17 protein-coding genes are annotated in these 15,314 nt (G+C 34.6%); 9 read left to right on the forward strand and 8 right to left on the reverse strand.

Translation table 11 applies throughout. The features are described 5' to 3' along the window. Positions 1–3: 3 nt before the first annotated feature. From dapF to ES674_RS07810, 5 genes are all read left to right on the forward strand, one after another. Positions 4–783, forward strand: a complete 780-nt coding sequence (dapF, locus tag ES674_RS07790) for a diaminopimelate epimerase (protein WP_148403374.1) — start codon at positions 4–6, stop codon at positions 781–783. Further along, positions 777–1,301 carry a GNAT family N-acetyltransferase gene (locus ES674_RS07795; protein ID WP_148403375.1) on the forward strand — a complete coding sequence of 175 codons (525 nt, stop codon included), beginning with the start codon at positions 777–779 and terminating at the stop codon, positions 1,299–1,301. The genes dapF and ES674_RS07795 overlap by 7 nt, the downstream gene beginning before the upstream one ends. Beyond that, entirely contained in the window at positions 1,302–2,345 is a 1,044-nt protein-coding gene (mltG, locus tag ES674_RS07800; protein WP_148403376.1) for an endolytic transglycosylase MltG, read from the forward strand. 3 nt (positions 2,346–2,348) lie between these two features. Continuing rightward, positions 2,349–3,257, forward strand: a complete 909-nt coding sequence (locus ES674_RS07805) for a DUF2279 domain-containing protein (protein WP_148403377.1) — start codon at positions 2,349–2,351, stop codon at positions 3,255–3,257. A gap of 110 nt (positions 3,258–3,367) precedes the next feature. Beyond that, a complete protein-coding gene (locus ES674_RS07810; RefSeq protein ID WP_148403378.1) occupies positions 3,368–4,033 on the forward strand; it encodes a lytic transglycosylase domain-containing protein in 666 nt (221 codons plus the stop codon). Between the two features lie 7 nt (positions 4,034–4,040). On the opposite strand, the gene ES674_RS07815 is transcribed toward ES674_RS07810, so the two are convergent. The 4 genes from ES674_RS07815 to dnaA all read right to left on the reverse strand — a co-directional run bounded on the left by ES674_RS07815 (position 4,041) and on the right by dnaA (position 8,178). Then, the gene (locus ES674_RS07815) at positions 4,041–4,757 is read right to left on the reverse strand and encodes an SAM-dependent methyltransferase (RefSeq protein WP_148403379.1); all 717 of its coding nucleotides are present in this window, start codon (positions 4,755–4,757) and stop codon (positions 4,041–4,043) included. Continuing rightward, positions 4,757–6,163: a PQQ-dependent sugar dehydrogenase gene (locus ES674_RS07820; protein WP_148403380.1), complete on the reverse strand. Its 1,407-nt coding sequence runs from the start codon at positions 6,161–6,163 to the stop codon at positions 4,757–4,759. Before ES674_RS07820 ends, ES674_RS07815 begins: the two co-directional genes overlap by 1 nt. Positions 6,164–6,256: 93 nt before the next feature. Beyond that, positions 6,257–6,730, reverse strand: coding sequence for a low molecular weight protein-tyrosine-phosphatase (locus tag ES674_RS07825; RefSeq protein WP_246125989.1), 474 nt, complete (start codon positions 6,728–6,730; stop codon positions 6,257–6,259). Positions 6,731–6,750: 20 nt separating this feature from the next. Next, positions 6,751–8,178: a chromosomal replication initiator protein DnaA gene (dnaA, locus tag ES674_RS07830; RefSeq protein ID WP_148403381.1), complete on the reverse strand. Its 1,428-nt coding sequence runs from the start codon at positions 8,176–8,178 to the stop codon at positions 6,751–6,753. Positions 8,179–8,358: 180 nt separating this feature from the next. Here dnaA and ES674_RS07835 point away from each other — a divergent pair, with 180 nt between their 5' ends. Next, positions 8,359–8,775, forward strand: a complete 417-nt coding sequence (locus tag ES674_RS07835) for an acyl-CoA thioesterase (protein ID WP_148403382.1) — start codon at positions 8,359–8,361, stop codon at positions 8,773–8,775. Here the strand turns inward: ES674_RS07835 and ES674_RS07840 are convergent. The 4 genes from ES674_RS07840 to ribD are packed head-to-tail and all read right to left on the reverse strand — an operon-like array spanning position 8,759 to position 11,886. Continuing rightward, positions 8,759–9,376: an IMPACT family protein gene (locus ES674_RS07840; protein WP_148403383.1), complete on the reverse strand. Its 618-nt coding sequence runs from the start codon at positions 9,374–9,376 to the stop codon at positions 8,759–8,761. The two genes, ES674_RS07835 and ES674_RS07840, sit on opposite strands and share 17 nt — an antisense overlap. Further along, positions 9,377–10,240 carry an EamA family transporter gene (locus ES674_RS07845; RefSeq protein ID WP_148403384.1) on the reverse strand — a complete coding sequence of 288 codons (864 nt, stop codon included), beginning with the start codon at positions 10,238–10,240 and terminating at the stop codon, positions 9,377–9,379. Further along, entirely contained in the window at positions 10,237–10,848 is a 612-nt protein-coding gene (locus ES674_RS07850; protein ID WP_148403385.1) for an HAD family hydrolase, read from the reverse strand. The genes ES674_RS07845 and ES674_RS07850 overlap by 4 nt, the downstream gene beginning before the upstream one ends. Before the next feature lie 24 nt (positions 10,849–10,872). Further along, positions 10,873–11,886, reverse strand: coding sequence for a bifunctional diaminohydroxyphosphoribosylaminopyrimidine deaminase/5-amino-6-(5-phosphoribosylamino)uracil reductase RibD (gene ribD / locus ES674_RS07855; protein ID WP_148403386.1), 1,014 nt, complete (start codon positions 11,884–11,886; stop codon positions 10,873–10,875). A 35-nt stretch (positions 11,887–11,921) separates the two neighbouring features. On the opposite strand from ribD, the gene ES674_RS07860 reads away from it, so the two are divergent. The 3 genes from ES674_RS07860 to ligA are packed head-to-tail and all read left to right on the forward strand — an operon-like array spanning position 11,922 to position 15,306. Then, positions 11,922–12,413 (forward strand): GNAT family N-acetyltransferase, encoded by a 492-nt coding sequence (locus ES674_RS07860; RefSeq protein ID WP_148403387.1) that lies wholly within the window; start codon positions 11,922–11,924, stop codon positions 12,411–12,413. A gap of 27 nt (positions 12,414–12,440) precedes the next feature. Further along, a complete protein-coding gene (prmC, locus tag ES674_RS07865) occupies positions 12,441–13,307 on the forward strand; it encodes a peptide chain release factor N(5)-glutamine methyltransferase (RefSeq protein ID WP_148403388.1) in 867 nt (288 codons plus the stop codon). 4 nt (positions 13,308–13,311) lie between these two features. Further along, on the forward strand, positions 13,312–15,306 hold the full coding sequence (ligA, locus tag ES674_RS07870; RefSeq protein WP_148403389.1) for an NAD-dependent DNA ligase LigA: 1,995 nt from the start codon (positions 13,312–13,314) through the stop codon (positions 15,304–15,306). The last annotated feature ends 8 nt before the right edge of the window (positions 15,307–15,314 follow it).

The raw sequence follows: 15,314 nt of genomic DNA on the forward strand, positions 1-15,314 counted from the left end.
CTTATGATGACAACATTTTATAAATATCAAGGAACAGGGAATGATTTTGTTATGATTGACAATCGTCAACTTCTATTTGACAAGAATAATACCAAACATATTAAAGCACTTTGTAACAGACGTTTTGGCATTGGAGGCGATGGTTTAATTCTTCTGGAAAACCACGATTCTCTAGATTTTAAAATGGTTTATTATAATGCCGATGGTAACGAAAGTACCATGTGCGGAAATGGCGGTCGCTGCATTGTAGCTTTTGCTAATTTTCTAAAAATTATTGAAAATCGGGCCAAATTTATGGCCATTGATGGTGAACATGAAGCGCTAATTGATGGTGATTTGGTGAAACTGCAAATGCAAAATGTTTCAGATGTTCAAGTAAATAAAGCGCATGTATTTTTAAACACAGGTTCGCCGCACCATGTGCAAATGGCAGCCGATTTAAAAAATGTAGACATCAAAACTATAGGTTCTCAAATTAGATACGGTGAACCTTATAATGATACGGGAACGAATGTAAATTTTGTTACAAAAAATTCCGATACTAATTTCTCTGTTCGCACCTATGAGCGCGGCGTAGAAGATGAAACGTTATCCTGTGGAACAGGTGTAACGGCCGTAGCCATTGCCATGCATGCAACGGGCGAAACGAAAAACAACCTGATAAAATTAAATACAGAAGGCGGCGCATTACAAGTTTCTTTTGAAAAGAGCCCGTCTGGATATTATAATATTTGGTTGATAGGTCCAGCAACACAAGTTTTTAAAGGCGAAATAGCATGTTAACATTACAAGGAGAACATATATATTTAAGGTCTTTGGAGCCTGAAGACTTGGATTTTATCCATACCATTGAAAATGATGAAAATATTTGGGAATTAAGTAGCACACAAACGCCATATTCGCGCTTTGTTATTAAACAATATCTTGAAAATGCACACAAAGATATTTATGAAGTAAAGCAGCTACGATTACTCATTTCAAACAAAAATCATGATTCCATTGGATTAATAGATTTGTTTGATTTCGATATTAAAAATAAACGGGCTGGTATTGGTATTCTTATCCACGATAAATCTAACAGGCAAAAAGGTTATGGTAGTGATGCTTTGCAATTGCTTATTAATTATGCTGAAACGCATTTAGATGTGCATCAATTATACTGTAATATTTCCGAAGACAATAAAAATAGCTTAAAGTTGTTTGAGAGCAACGGATTTATTCAAATAGGATTAAAAAAAGATTGGAACTATGTAAATGGCTCCTTTAAAAACGAATATTTATTACAACGAATTTTAAATTAAATGTACATAAAAAAAATACTTTGGGCTATTGCTCTTTTAGGATTATTGGTAGCTGCTTACTTGGCTTATTTTGTTTATAATGCCATGTTTGTGTCTAATACCGCATTCAATAATGAAGAAGCTTATATTTACGTTCCTACAGATGGTCGTTATTCTGATGTTCGGGAACAGTTGCAGCCACTTTTAAAAGATATTAATACGTTTGATGCTTTAGCTCAACGCAAACAGTATACTACGAATATTAAGGCTGGCCGTTATGCTATTAAAAAAGGAATGAATAATAATGATATTATTAATACCATTCGTAGCAAAAACCGTCCATTTAATATGGCTTTTAATAATCAACAATCACTGGAAGCTTTAGCCGGTCGTGTAAGTATGCAGATTGAAGCAGATAGTTTGGCGCTGATATCTGTTATGCGGGATCCAGAGTTTTTAAAAGCAAATGATTTTAATAATGCCACCGCACTAGGTATGTATATTCCAAATAGCTATGAGTTTTTCTGGAATACGTCAGCAGAGCAATTTAGAGACCAGATGTTAACAGAATATAAGCGTTTTTGGACAGATAGTCGATTGGAAAAAGCAAAAGCGTTAAACCTTACAAAAAATGATGTGATGACTTTGGCTTCCATTGTTTATGAGGAGTCCAAACAGGGTAATGAGCAACCGCGTGTAGCTGGTGTGTATATTAATAGACTGCGTATAAAAATGCCATTGCAAGCGGATCCTACTTTAAAATTTGCAGCTTATCAATTGCCAGAATATAAAAATACAGTCATTAAGCGTGTGCTTAATAAGCATAAGGATATAAATTCACCTTACAATACCTATATGTATTCTGGATTACCTCCAGGATTAGTTACTATGCCAGATATTTCAGCTATAGATGCCGTTTTAAATTATGAAAATCATAATTATTTATACTTTGCTGCAGATGCCCAACGATTAGGTTATCATAAATTCGCGAAAACCTTGAGTCAGCATAATGCCAACGCTCGTGAATATCATTCTTACCTCTCCAAACAAGGAATTTATCAATAACTTTTGAGGTCTTTTTTCTTACATATTGTTTTAGGATTTATAGGTTTTACCTGTTTTTCTCAATCGGGTATTAATACCTTTTTACAACCAAGTGATACTTTAAACGTACCAAGGCGAAATGCCGTTATTATTTCTGAAACTTTACTTGCATCTGCATCTCTGTTGGCTTTAAATAAATTGTGGTATGCGGATTATCCGCGCTCAAAATTTCATACGCTAGATGATAATAGTCAATGGATGCAAATGGATAAAATGGGTCATGTTTTCTCCGCTTATCAATTAGGTAGAGTAGGTGCAGATATTTTGAATTGGAGTGGCGTCAGTGAAAAAAATCAACTTATTTATGGTGGTACGTTAGGTTTTACTTTTTTAACTGCTGTAGAAGTTTTAGATGGTTTTTCGGAAGAATGGGGTTTCTCTTGGGGCGACATGGCGGCAAATGCTATGGGAACAAGCTTATATATTGGTCAAGAGTTATTGTGGAAAGAACAACGTGTTACTTTAAAATATTCGTTTCATAGAACCCAATACGCATCACAACGTCCCGATAAACTAGGTGATGGTTTTTCAGAAGAATTTTTAAAAGATTATAATGGTCAAACCTATTGGTTAAGCGCTAACCTACATTCTTTTTTCAAAGACAGTAACATTCCAACTTGGATAAATGTTGCCTTTGGTTATGGTGCTGATGGTATGCTAACAGGAAGTTATGATGGCGCAAACAATGTATTTTCAAATCAAAATAGGGTGCGACAGTATTATTTAAGTTTGGATGTAGATTTAACAAGAATCAAGACAAATTCACCTGTTTTAAAAACAGTTTTCAGCATTTTTAATACTTTAAAAGTGCCATTTCCAGCTATGGAGTTTAACGAAGAAAACGGCATTCGCTTTCACGGAATCTACTTTTAGAAACACTTAATCGATTAATTATCAGATATTAAAAAAAAGTTGTATATTTGCAAACTGAAATTTCATAGCCAATTTTCTGTATAGAAAAGCGTTGAAGAAGTTTAAAATTTATGAGAAAGAGTATAGTTAATTACATAGTACTAGTACTTATAATCGGTGTTTTAGTTTTCAGTTCGTTCAAATCGAATAAAACTATAAAAGCTAATGATTATTTTGTTGATGACATCGCCATTAATACAGTGGAACCTATCGAGACGTCATTTGATCACATCTTACCTTTAGAAAAAATATACAAACCATTTTCGCCTACATTAGGAAAATCTTTTGTCGGATTTAAAGAAGCTTTAGGCTTTAAAGAATCTCGAGGGGATTATTTTATTGTGAACACGTATGGTTATTTAGGAAAGTACCAATTTGGTAAAGAAACTTTAAAACTAATAGGAATTCACAATCCAGTTCATTTCTTAAAGAACCCTGAACTACAAGAGAAAGCTTTTTTAGCTAATGCCGAGCGTAATAAATGGATTTTAAGAAAAGACATCAAACGCTTTGATGGGAAAACGATTAACGGTGTTCGTATTACTGAATCAGGAATTTTAGCTGCTGCACATTTAGCAGGTCCAGGTAATGTTAAAAAATACCTTCGTAGCCTAGGAGCAGATGGCTTCACGGATGCTTACGGAACGTCTATCCAATACTATATTAAAAAGTTTTCTGGATATGATACCTCTAAAGTACAACCGAATCAAAAAGCAAAAGTAACCTTAACGGCGTAATACTTTTTTAGCTTTTATGAATTATAAATAATGCAGGCCTTTTATGAAGGTCTTCATTATTTTTCTTCCATTCTTGCACGGATTTTGTTTTTATAAATTCGGTTGAAAGCGTGATATCACAGGCTACACAAACCTGCGTATCTGGATTTAGCACCTTACAAATGTCTTCTAATACGGCGTTATTTCTATAAGGGGTTTCAATAAATAATTGGGATTGATTTTGCTGAAAAGATATGCGTTCTAAACGCTGTAACTCGGCCTTTCGTTCCGACTTGTCTATTGGTAAGTAGCCATTAAAAGCAAAACTTTGGCCATTCATTCCAGAGCTCATAACAGCCATAATAATAGAAGATGGCCCAACTAAAGGCACTACTTGTATCTCATTATTGTGGGCAATTCTCACAACATCCGATCCTGGATCTGCAACTGCTGGGCAACCTGCTTCAGATAATAATCCCACATTTTTACCTTCTAAACACGGTTTTAAAAATTCTGGCAATTCCATGAACTCGGTATGCTTATTCAATAAAAATAACTGTAAATGCTCTTGTTTCTTTTCGGGGGCTATTTGTTTTATGAAACGTCTAGCTGTTTTTTCATTTTCAACAATAAAAATATCTAGGTTCTCAACGGTATTTTTTACCGTAATAGGTAAAACATCAATGGGGTTGGTATCGCCTAGTGTGGTAGGTATTAGAAACAGTTTTCCTAGTTTGGTTGTCATTAGTCTATAATCAGTTTTTTGATTGTTAAATTTTGATTGATGGTCCGTATTTCAACAAAATACAAACCAGATACTAAATTGGAAACAGAAATACGCAATTTGTGCTTTTCTATATTTGTAATTTTTTTAACGGAAACGCCGTGAACATTGTAAATTGTAATTTCCGAAAGACCATTTGTTGTTGATCCAGCTTCAAAAGTAAGTATATCGGTAGCCGGATTCGGATAAATTTTCAAGCTATTTAAGCTATTTTCAGTTATAGATAAATCATTATCAATAATTTGAAAAATTTCGCCTGTATCAGCCGCAGTAATAAATAACTCACCAACATTGTTTTCTCCAAATGAAGTCCAACCTTTGTCGGGAAATGGCTGCGTAAAGGCCATATTCCAGCTACCATTTTCAAAATTTAAGGTTCCAATTTCGTTGCTGCAATAATCTGCGAAAAAATAGATGTTTACAAAGTTTGAAAAATCCGCACCTTGATAACTATAACCGCCAGTAATAGAACATTTAAAAGGTCCATTTCCCGTATGGTTGTAGGTTGCAATTGGAAACTCTAAAGTGCTAGCATCCGGACAACCCGAATTATTATAAGGCGCATTCCCCTCATAACAACGCCACCCGAAATTAACGCCAGCTTCAGATGTGCTTACCAAATTAATTTCTTCAATGTTATTCTGACCAACATCGGCTATCCATAAATTATTATTGGTTCTATCAAAAGAAAAACGCCAAGGATTACGCAAGCCATAAGCCCAAATTTCATTTAAGGCCGTTGCATTGGCAATAAAAGGATTATCAGCAGGAATGGCATAATTTGGATTTGGCCCCGAATTATCCACATCAATTCGCAGTAATTTACCCAAAAGTGTTGTTAAATCTTGGGCTCTATTTTCAGGATCTCCGCCAGAGCCGCCATCACCTGTGGCGATATATAAATAACCGTCTTCGCCAAAAGCTAAATCGCCACCATTATGATTGCTGTACGGCTGCGTAATGGTTAATAAAACAACTTCGGAATCTGGATTTGCCAGATCGCTATTTGTGGAACTTCTAGAAAATCGCGAAACAACTGAATTGCCCGAATTATTTACATAATTAACAAAGAAAAACCCATTCGAATTATAATTTGGGTGAAATGCTAAACCTAATAAACCACGTTCACCGCCACTATTGCTAACTAAACTATTTATATCTAAAAAGGGCATGGTATTTACGTTTTGTTCAGAAGAAATAATTTTGATAATACCTGCTTTTTCCACTATAAATAGGCGATTATCATTGGCGTGCTTTATACCTACTGGATTATTAAAGCCGTTGGCATATAAATTTATTCCAATTTGCTGCCCAAAAGAAACCAGGGTAAATAGGGCAAATACTGTAAGTAAGGCTTTATTTTTCATATTTTTAGTTTTAGCATATAACTACAAATTACAAAAAAATCACACCCATTTTGTTTTTTGAAAGGTATTTGAATAGTAATTGTTGATAAACAATTATTTAAGAAGTTTTTGAGAAAGAATGGTACAAGCCTCGTCAAGCATTTTATAAGTATTGTCAAAACCTTGAATACCGCCAGTATAAGGATCTGCCACACTATGATTTTGATTTGGATAAATCTCGTTTAAAATGTAATGAACTTTGGATATATCAGTAGCATTTCGAGCCAATTTCACCACATTTTCAAAGTTGGAATTATCCATAACGAAAATATAATCAAATTCATCAAAATCTGAAACCTTAAACTGTCTACCGCGCTGATTTGTAATGTCTACGCCATATTTTTCAGCTGTTTTTATAGAGCGCGGATCTGGCGTATCACCAACATGGTAATCTCCCGTTCCAGCCGATTCTACTGAAAACCCCGTTTTTGGAAGTTTGGATTTTAAAATCCCTTCGGCCAGTGGTGAGCGACAAATATTGCCTAAACAAACCATAAGTACTTTAGTAATGTGAGGGTCCCGAGACATCGGAAGTGAATTTTAAAGGATTAAACAGACAGTTTTTTGGTTAAATCGTCAACATATTTTTTGAATTGCTTGTCAGTTGATGATAAATTATCAACGGTTTTACAAGCATGCAATACGGTAGCATGATCACGTTTTCCAATTTGTGAGCCAATACTAGCCAATGATGCTTTAGTAAGTTTTTTGGCGAAAAACATAGCCAACTGACGTGCTTGAACTATATGACGCTTTCTAGTTTTAGATTGAAGCGTGTCTACATCCATTTGAAAATAATCGGATACAATTTTCTGAATATAGTCTATAGAAACTTCGCGCTTGGTATTTTTTACGAACTTTTCAACAACCTGTTTAGCGAGTTCTAGCGTAATTTCCTTTTTATTGAAAGAAGACTGTGCAATTAAAGAGATAATAGCACCTTCTAATTCACGAATATTCGTTTTGATATGTTTGGCTACATACTCGATAATTTCTTCGGGCATTTCAACACCATCACGATACAATTTATTTTTCAAAATAGAAACGCGTGTTTCAAAATCTGGGCTTTGCAATTCTGCAGATAGACCCCATTTAAAACGGGATAATAAACGTTGTTCAATATCTTGCATATCCACGGGCGCTTTGTCACTTGTTAAAATAACCTGCTTTCCGTTTTGGTGTAAGTGATTGAAAATATGGAAAAACACATCTTGTGTTCCTGATTTTCCTGATAAAAACTGAACATCATCAATAATCAGAATATCTATAATTTGATAAAAATGAATAAAATCAATGCGGTTATTTTTCTTAACAGCGTCTATATATTGTTGCGTGAATTTTTCAGCAGAAATATATAAAACGGTTTTTTCCGGATACTTATCTTTTATATCAACGCCAATAGCATGAGCTAAATGGGTTTTCCCTAATCCAACGCCACCAAAAATTAAGAGTGGGTTAAAAGAGGTTCCACCAGGCTTTGCAGCCACCGCTAAACCGGCACTACGTGCTAAACGGTTAGAATCACCTTCTAAAAAGTTCTCGAAACTATAATTAGGATTTAGTTGCGATTCAATTTTTACATTCCGAATACCAGGAATGATAAAAGGGTTACGCAACTCTGGATTTTTATTGTTTAAAGGAATATCTACGTCTTGCGCTTTAACAGCCGAACGGTTGGAACTAGGAATGCGTTCAGTAAAGGGTTGTTTGTTGCCATAGGTGTTTTCCATTTTAATAATGTAAACTAATTTGGCATTTTCTCCCAGTTGTTTCGTTAAGGCTACTTTTAAAATCTTAACATAGTGCTCCTCAAGCCATTCATAGAAAAATTTACTCGGTACCTGGATACTAAGTGCGTTATCAGTGAATTTTACTGCGACTATAGGTTCAAACCATGTTTTATATGCTTGCGGTTGTATATTATCCTTTATGAATTCTAGACAATTTTCCCAAACCGATTGCGCAGTTACACTCATTATAAAAATTAAAATTTACTCGTTAGTAGTTGAAAAGAGAATGGTATTCCCTCGTTGATCTTTAGCTTGGCAAATATGTGAACAAATATCTTAAAAAAAAAATGTATCTCTATTGAATATTAAGATATTTTTTCGCATGTTTAGTGCATTGCCTAAACTACAAAAAAATATTCAAATTCTATGTTCTTTTTTGATGAAATACCAATAAGAGTAAGATATGCAGAAACCGATCAGATGGGTGTTGTTCATCACGGAAATTATGCGTTATATCTAGAGATTGGCCGAACAGAGTGGTTGCGAAAGATGGGAATTTCATATGATGAAATGGAGAAAAGTGGCGTCATGTTACCGGTCATATCCATGAGCTTAAATTATAAGAAATCAGCCCATTATGATGAGGTTATTCAAGTGAAAACACAGCTTAAAAAAAGGCCCTCTGTGAAGATAGAATTCGACTATGAAATTAGGAATTCTGCAGGTGAAATTTTAATACTTGCAAACACCGTTTTAGCATTTATTAATATGAGCACAAAAAGACCCATGAAATGCCCCGATTATATTTTAAAAAAAATAGAATCCTTTAATCAAGCTCTTTAATGGTGACTTCGTAAATGGCTTCGAATTTTTCTTGAATAGCCTCGGCATCTTTTAATCGGACGGAAATTGTAATCTGACAATCCAATTCTAAAGTTTGTTCCTTCATTTTTAAATTGTTCTCCTTGATGACGCGCATTACTTTGTTCATGTTTTTGTAATCAAACCGAATTAGAAAATGCTTATTTATGGTTCTTTTGACAATTTTTGAGGCTTCAAGCGCCATTTGAGCAGTTATTTTATAAGCGTTAATTAAGCCTCCAACCCCTAATTTTACACCGCCAAAATATCGTACCACCACAATAAGAACATTGGTGACATCAAAAGATTGAATTTGCCCATAAATAGGCATGCCAGCACTATTGTTAGGTTCGCCGTCATCATTCGCTCTAAAATAGAGATTAGCTTCATCCGTTCCTGTTTGATAGGCATAACACCAATGTCTTGCAGAATGATGTTGCTTTTTTAAAGTTTCAATATGCTCTTTTACCTCGTCTTCATGTTTTATAGGATACGCATAGCCAAAAAACTTACTGTTTTTATCTTTAAATAAGATTTCTTCAGAAGGTTTGGCTATGGTTTTATACGTGTCTTTTGGCATCATTTATAAGGCAGTTACTAGTAAAATCGAAATTACAGCTAAACTAATACCTATCCAATTTTTTGTAGAAAGCTTTTCTTTAAATAGGAAATAGCCTAAAAGAGATGTTAATAATATAATAGCCACATTATTAACCGTGAAAATGGTTGAACTCTCTAAAGTTTCATGATTTAAAGCTTTTAAAATATAATACATGGAAGCATAATTGGCAATACCTAAAGCAAAACCACCCCATAAACTTTTCGAATCAAACTTGAAATTCCCTTTCAATTTCTGGTAAATAAGTAGTCCAAATCCTATAATTGCTGAAAAGCAGAAAATAGTTGCTGAAAATATAGGAATGCCATTATCTGGTAAATAGGTGGTTTCTATATATTTTATAGACGTATCAATGATCCCGGTTCCAAAGAAAATAATAATAGGGTATAGTATGTAGCGCTTGTTTTTAATGCGAGCACCAGATTTCATGGAGGCTAAATAAACAGCAAGTAGAGCCACGATAATACCAATTATTTTAAATAAGCCAGCACTTTCATGATAAACGTAAATGCCAAAAATAACGGGAATTATAACGCTCATTTTAGTGGCGACACTTGCAACCGATAATCCAACGCGTTGTGCGGTAATAGCCATAAAATTGAAAATAGTGATATACAGAAAACCTAAAAAAACGGCACCGTAAAACCATTCTGTGTTATGAATAGCTTGAATATTAATAGGCGCTTCATAGGTAATAATACCAATAAAAAAGGCGGTAACATAGTTGAAAACGATAGCTTGTAAGGTGTTGACCTTGTGCTTGTCAAATAATTTAAACAGCACGAAAATGACTGTTGAAGCTAATATGCTTAATAATAGATATATCAAAAGAGTTCTTTTTTAACTTCGAATAGATGGACAATATCGTCTTTTTCAGGATTAATATGCCAAGTGTGAATTCCTAATTCAGAAGCTGCAAGAATATTTTCCTCGGTATCATCAATAAAAAGACAGGATTCCGGATCTAAATTGTTGGTTTCTAAAACAAATTGATAAATGGAATGATTGGGTTTTCGCAATTGAATTTCATGAGATAAATAAAATTGGTCAAATTGGCCTTTAAAAACGTCGTAAAAAGGAACTTGTTCCTGAATCCATTTAATATGAAGTGCATTGGTATTACTTAATAAAATAAGTTGAAATTTTTTATCTGAAGCCAATTGTTTAATGAATTCCAATCGATGCATTGGAAAATCTCTTAAAATAAAATTCCAAGCATCTAAAATTTCTGTCTCATTTAAATCTCCAAATTCATTTTTGTAAAAACCAATAAATTCCTCTGACGATATATGGCCTTGCTCATAGGCTTCATTGCAAGCTGTCATTTCTTTAGAAAACGTGTTGAGTTTAAATAGTCTTAAAGCATTTTTCATGGCGCCCACTTTATCTAAATTGATAAATACATCGCCAAAATCGAAAATAAGTGTCTTAATCATAATAGTTTGGGACAAGGAGTAAATTTAATGTTTTGATTGGTTTTTGTAAATGCGAAGCGTATCATCCATAATTACAATTTCTGATGTCATTTTTCCTAAAAAACTAGGTGCTTTTGTGCCGTCATGGAATGCTGTTTTTCCAGTAAAAACGCGTGCTTCATCCCAAATGTTTTCATTAATAAAGGTTTGTAAAGTTTGTAAGCCGCCTTCAATAATAACCGATTGAATCTCTTTTTTATGTAAAAAGGCTCCAATTTGAAATGCTAGAGGTTCGTTGAAATTTAATTCATTTTCTGTTAATCGTATCGTTTCAGCTTCTGTATTGAAAACGGATAAATCTTTGGAGAGTTTGTTTTGTTTATCGAGCACAATCCTTATGGGATTTTTCCCAGACCAATCGCGAACTGTTAAATTTGGATTGTCATCTAAAACTGTATTGGTTCCCACTAAAATAGCTTGTTCTTCCGTTCGCCATTTGTGGACTAATTGCCTAGAAAATTCACCAGTAATCCAAACTGGTTTTTGTGCATCACGTGTTTTTGGAGCTATAAAGCCATCGGCTGTTTCGGCCCATTTCAAAATAATATAAGGTCGCTTTTTTGTGTGAAAGGTAAAAAACCGTTTATGATGTTCTTGACAAGCTGCTTCTAAAATACCAACTGTAACGTTGCAACCAGCTTTCTGTAATTTAATAATACCATTTCCAGCCACTTTGCTATGAATATCCATAGTTCCGATGACCACTTGAGGAATCTGGTAATTAATAATCAAATCACTGCAAGGTGGTGTTTTTCCAAAATGACTGCAGGGTTCTAAAGTCACATACAAAGTCGCTTCCTTTAAAAGTGCTTTGTCTACAACCGATTGAATAGCATTTACTTCCGCGTGCGGACCGCCAAACGGACTCGTGTAGCCTTCGCCAATAATTCGATTTTTATGAACAATTACCGCCCCTACCATGGGGTTTGGCGCTGTAGTTCCCAATCCATATTTGGCAATTTCTATGCAACGATTTATGTATTTTTCATGTATCTTCATCCCAGAATTTCAGGATATAAAAATAAGACATTTAAGTGAGTCCAAATAATATTGTTATTAGAGAAATTACCCAAGCGGATGATGCGCAATTGGCCGCGGTTGTGCGTTCTGTTTTTATAGAGCTCGATGCGCCAAAAGTGGGAACAGCCTATGAAGATGCGTCATTGGATATGATGACGGAAACATACAATAATCCCAAGATGGCTTATTTTGTGGTCGCCTATGGGGATAAGATTCTTGGAGGTTGCGGAATTGCACATCTAGAAGGTGCTGATGAAACTGTTTGTGAACTTCAAAAAATGTATTTTTTACCAGAAGCTCGAGGCAAGGGAATAGGGGCGGAAATGATTGAAAAATGCCTAAATAAAGCCAAAGAGTTTGGTTTTAAATCTTGTTATTTAGAAACGTTGCCGTTTATGATTGGTGCGCAAAAACTGTATACCAAAGTAGGATTTCAGTCTCTCCAAGCACCTATGGGAACTACAGGGCATTATTCCTGCAATGTGTGGATGTTAAAACACTTATAAAAGCAAAAACCAACAAAACATGTCATTTTGATTTTAAAAGATATACAAACCATTTTTCATCAGGAATTAGATACCATTTATGGTGCTGATGAAGTTGGTAGTTTTTTCAACATACTAATCGATTTTTATTTGAATTTAAATAGAATTACTCTGGTTTTGGACCCAAAATATGTGGTTACGAAGCAAGAGGAGCAGCCTCTATTTGAAGCGTTAAGTCGGTTGAAACTGGAAGAGCCCATTCAATATATAATTGGAGAAACAGAATTTTATGGTTTACCCTTTAAAGTAAATCAACATACCTTAATTCCACGGCCTGAAACCGAGGAATTAGTAGCGTGGATTTTAGAAACACTTTCTGATAAAAAAGACGAAACTCTAAAAATTTTAGATATCGGTTCTGGAACCGGTTGCATAGCCATAAGTTTGGCTAAAAACTTACCAAATGCGAAAATTTACGGATTGGATATCAGTGCAGATGCTTTAAAAGTGGCGAAAGAAAATGCGGAATTAAATAAGGTTTCGGTGACTTTTATTGAAGATAGCATTTTGGATCTTAAGCATGAATTGCTTATTTCTGAAAATGAGTATTTTGATATTATTGTATCGAATCCGCCTTATGTCCGAGATCTTGAAAAAGTAGAAATTAAAAATAATGTTATAAAATTTGAACCACATTTGGCCTTGTTTGTAAAAAATGAGAATCCTCTGCAATTTTATAACGCTATTTCCGACTTCGCCATAAAGAATTTGCTTCCAAAAGGCATTTTATTTTTTGAAATTAATCAATATCTTGGGTCTGAAATGAAAAATTTGTTAGAAACCTTCAATTTTAAAGATATTACACTTAAAAACGATATTTTTGCAAATCCAAGAATGATTAAAGGAGTGAAATAAATTTATGAGCGTACACCAACAAATAGAAGCACTTCGAGACGAATTACGTCTTCATAATTACAATTATTATGTACAAGATAATCCTGTAATAAGTGATTTTGAATTTGATACAAAATTAAAACAACTTCAGGAGCTTGAAGAGAAACATCCAGAATTTTATGATGCCAGTTCTCCAACACTTCGTGTAGGTGGTGAAATTACCAAGAATTTTGAAACCGTTGTTCATGAGTATCGGATGTATTCGTTAGAAAATTCCTATTCCAAAGACGATTTATTAGATTGGGAAACACGCATCAAAAAATTAGTGGATGGCGAAATCAGCTATACCTGTGAATTAAAATATGATGGTGCTTCTATAAGTTTAACCTACGAAAATGGCAAACTAATTAAAGCAATTACAAGAGGAGATGGTTTTCAAGGTGATAATGTAACGGCCAATATTAAAACTATAAAATCGGTTCCGCTTCAATTAAAAGGTGATTATCCTGAAAAATTTGTTATTCGGGGTGAAATTGTTTTGCCTTTTGAAGGTTTTATTAAAATGAATGAAGAGCGGATTGAAATAGGTGAGGAGCCATACCGAAATCCGCGAAATACAGCTTCTGGAAGTTTAAAGCTTCAAGACAGTTCTGAAGTGGCAAAACGACCTTTAGAATGTTTGCTTTATAATATTACAGGAAGTAATTTAAATACGAAGACCCAATTCGAAAGTTTAGAAAAAGCCCGTATTTGGGGATTTAAAGTTCCTGAAATTGCCGCTAAAGCTGATTCTATGGATGCGGTTTTAGATTTTATTGCGCATTGGGATACACATCGCCATGAACTGCCTTATGAAACCGACGGTGTCGTTATTAAGGTTAATGATTTACAGCAGCAAGAAGAATTAGGTTATACAGCCAAGGCACCACGCTGGGCTATGGCTTATAAGTTTAAAGCAGAGCAAGTTTCCACACGACTCAATGAAATCACGTATCAAGTAGGAAGAACAGGTGCTATTACGCCAGTTGCCAATTTAGATCCGGTGGAATTGGCAGGAACAACGGTAAAACGCGCCTCCTTACATAACGCAGACCAAATTGAACGATTGGATATTCGTGAAGGCGATATGGTTTTCGTTGAAAAAGGCGGCGAAATTATACCGAAAATAATTGCGGTCAATTTAAGCGAAAGACCATCAGATTCCGAACCTACCCAATATATTACCCATTGTCCGGAGTGTCATACCGAATTAGTTAGGCAAGAAGGCGAAGCCCAGCATTATTGTCCAAATTATAATGGGTGTAAACCTCAAATTATTGGTAGAATTCAGCATTTTATTAGTCGCAAGGCCATGGACATTGATGGATTAGGAGGAGAAACGGTTGCATTACTGGTTAATGCAGGATTAATTTCAAATTATTCGGATTTATATGAATTAACTATTGAAAACGTTTTGCCTTTAGAGCGCATGGCGCAAAAAAGTGCCCAAAATTTAATCAATGGAATAGAGGCTAGTAAAAACGTTCCTTTTGAGCGCGTTTTGTATGCTTTAGGAATTCGCTATGTTGGCGAAACAGTCGCGAAAAAATTGGTGAAACATTACAAAACTATTGAAGCTATTAAAAGCGCATCAACTGAAGAATTAGTAACAGTTGATGAAATTGGTGTAAGAATTGCTGAAAGTGTTACCGAATTTTTTAATACGGAAGCCAATGAAGTCATGATTCAGCGTTTACAGAATTTTGGTGTTCAAATGGCTATTTCTGCTGAAATATTAGCCAATCAAACCAATAAATTAGAGGCTCAAACCTTTGTAGTTTCTGGCGTGTTTTACACCGTGTCAAGAACTGAAATGAAAAAATTAATTGAGGATAATGGCGGTAAGGTTTCTTCTTCCATTTCGTCCAAAACGAATTATATTATTGCTGGCGATAATATGGGACCAAGTAAGAAAGAAAAGGCAGATAAACTGAATATACCCCTTATTTCGGAGCAGGATTTTTTAGACATGATTGAATAAAATTATAG

This window comes from Bizionia myxarmorum (genome assembly GCF_008086205.1).
In the GTDB taxonomy this organism is placed as follows: Bacteria; Bacteroidota; Bacteroidia; order Flavobacteriales; family Flavobacteriaceae; genus Algorimicrobium; species Algorimicrobium myxarmorum.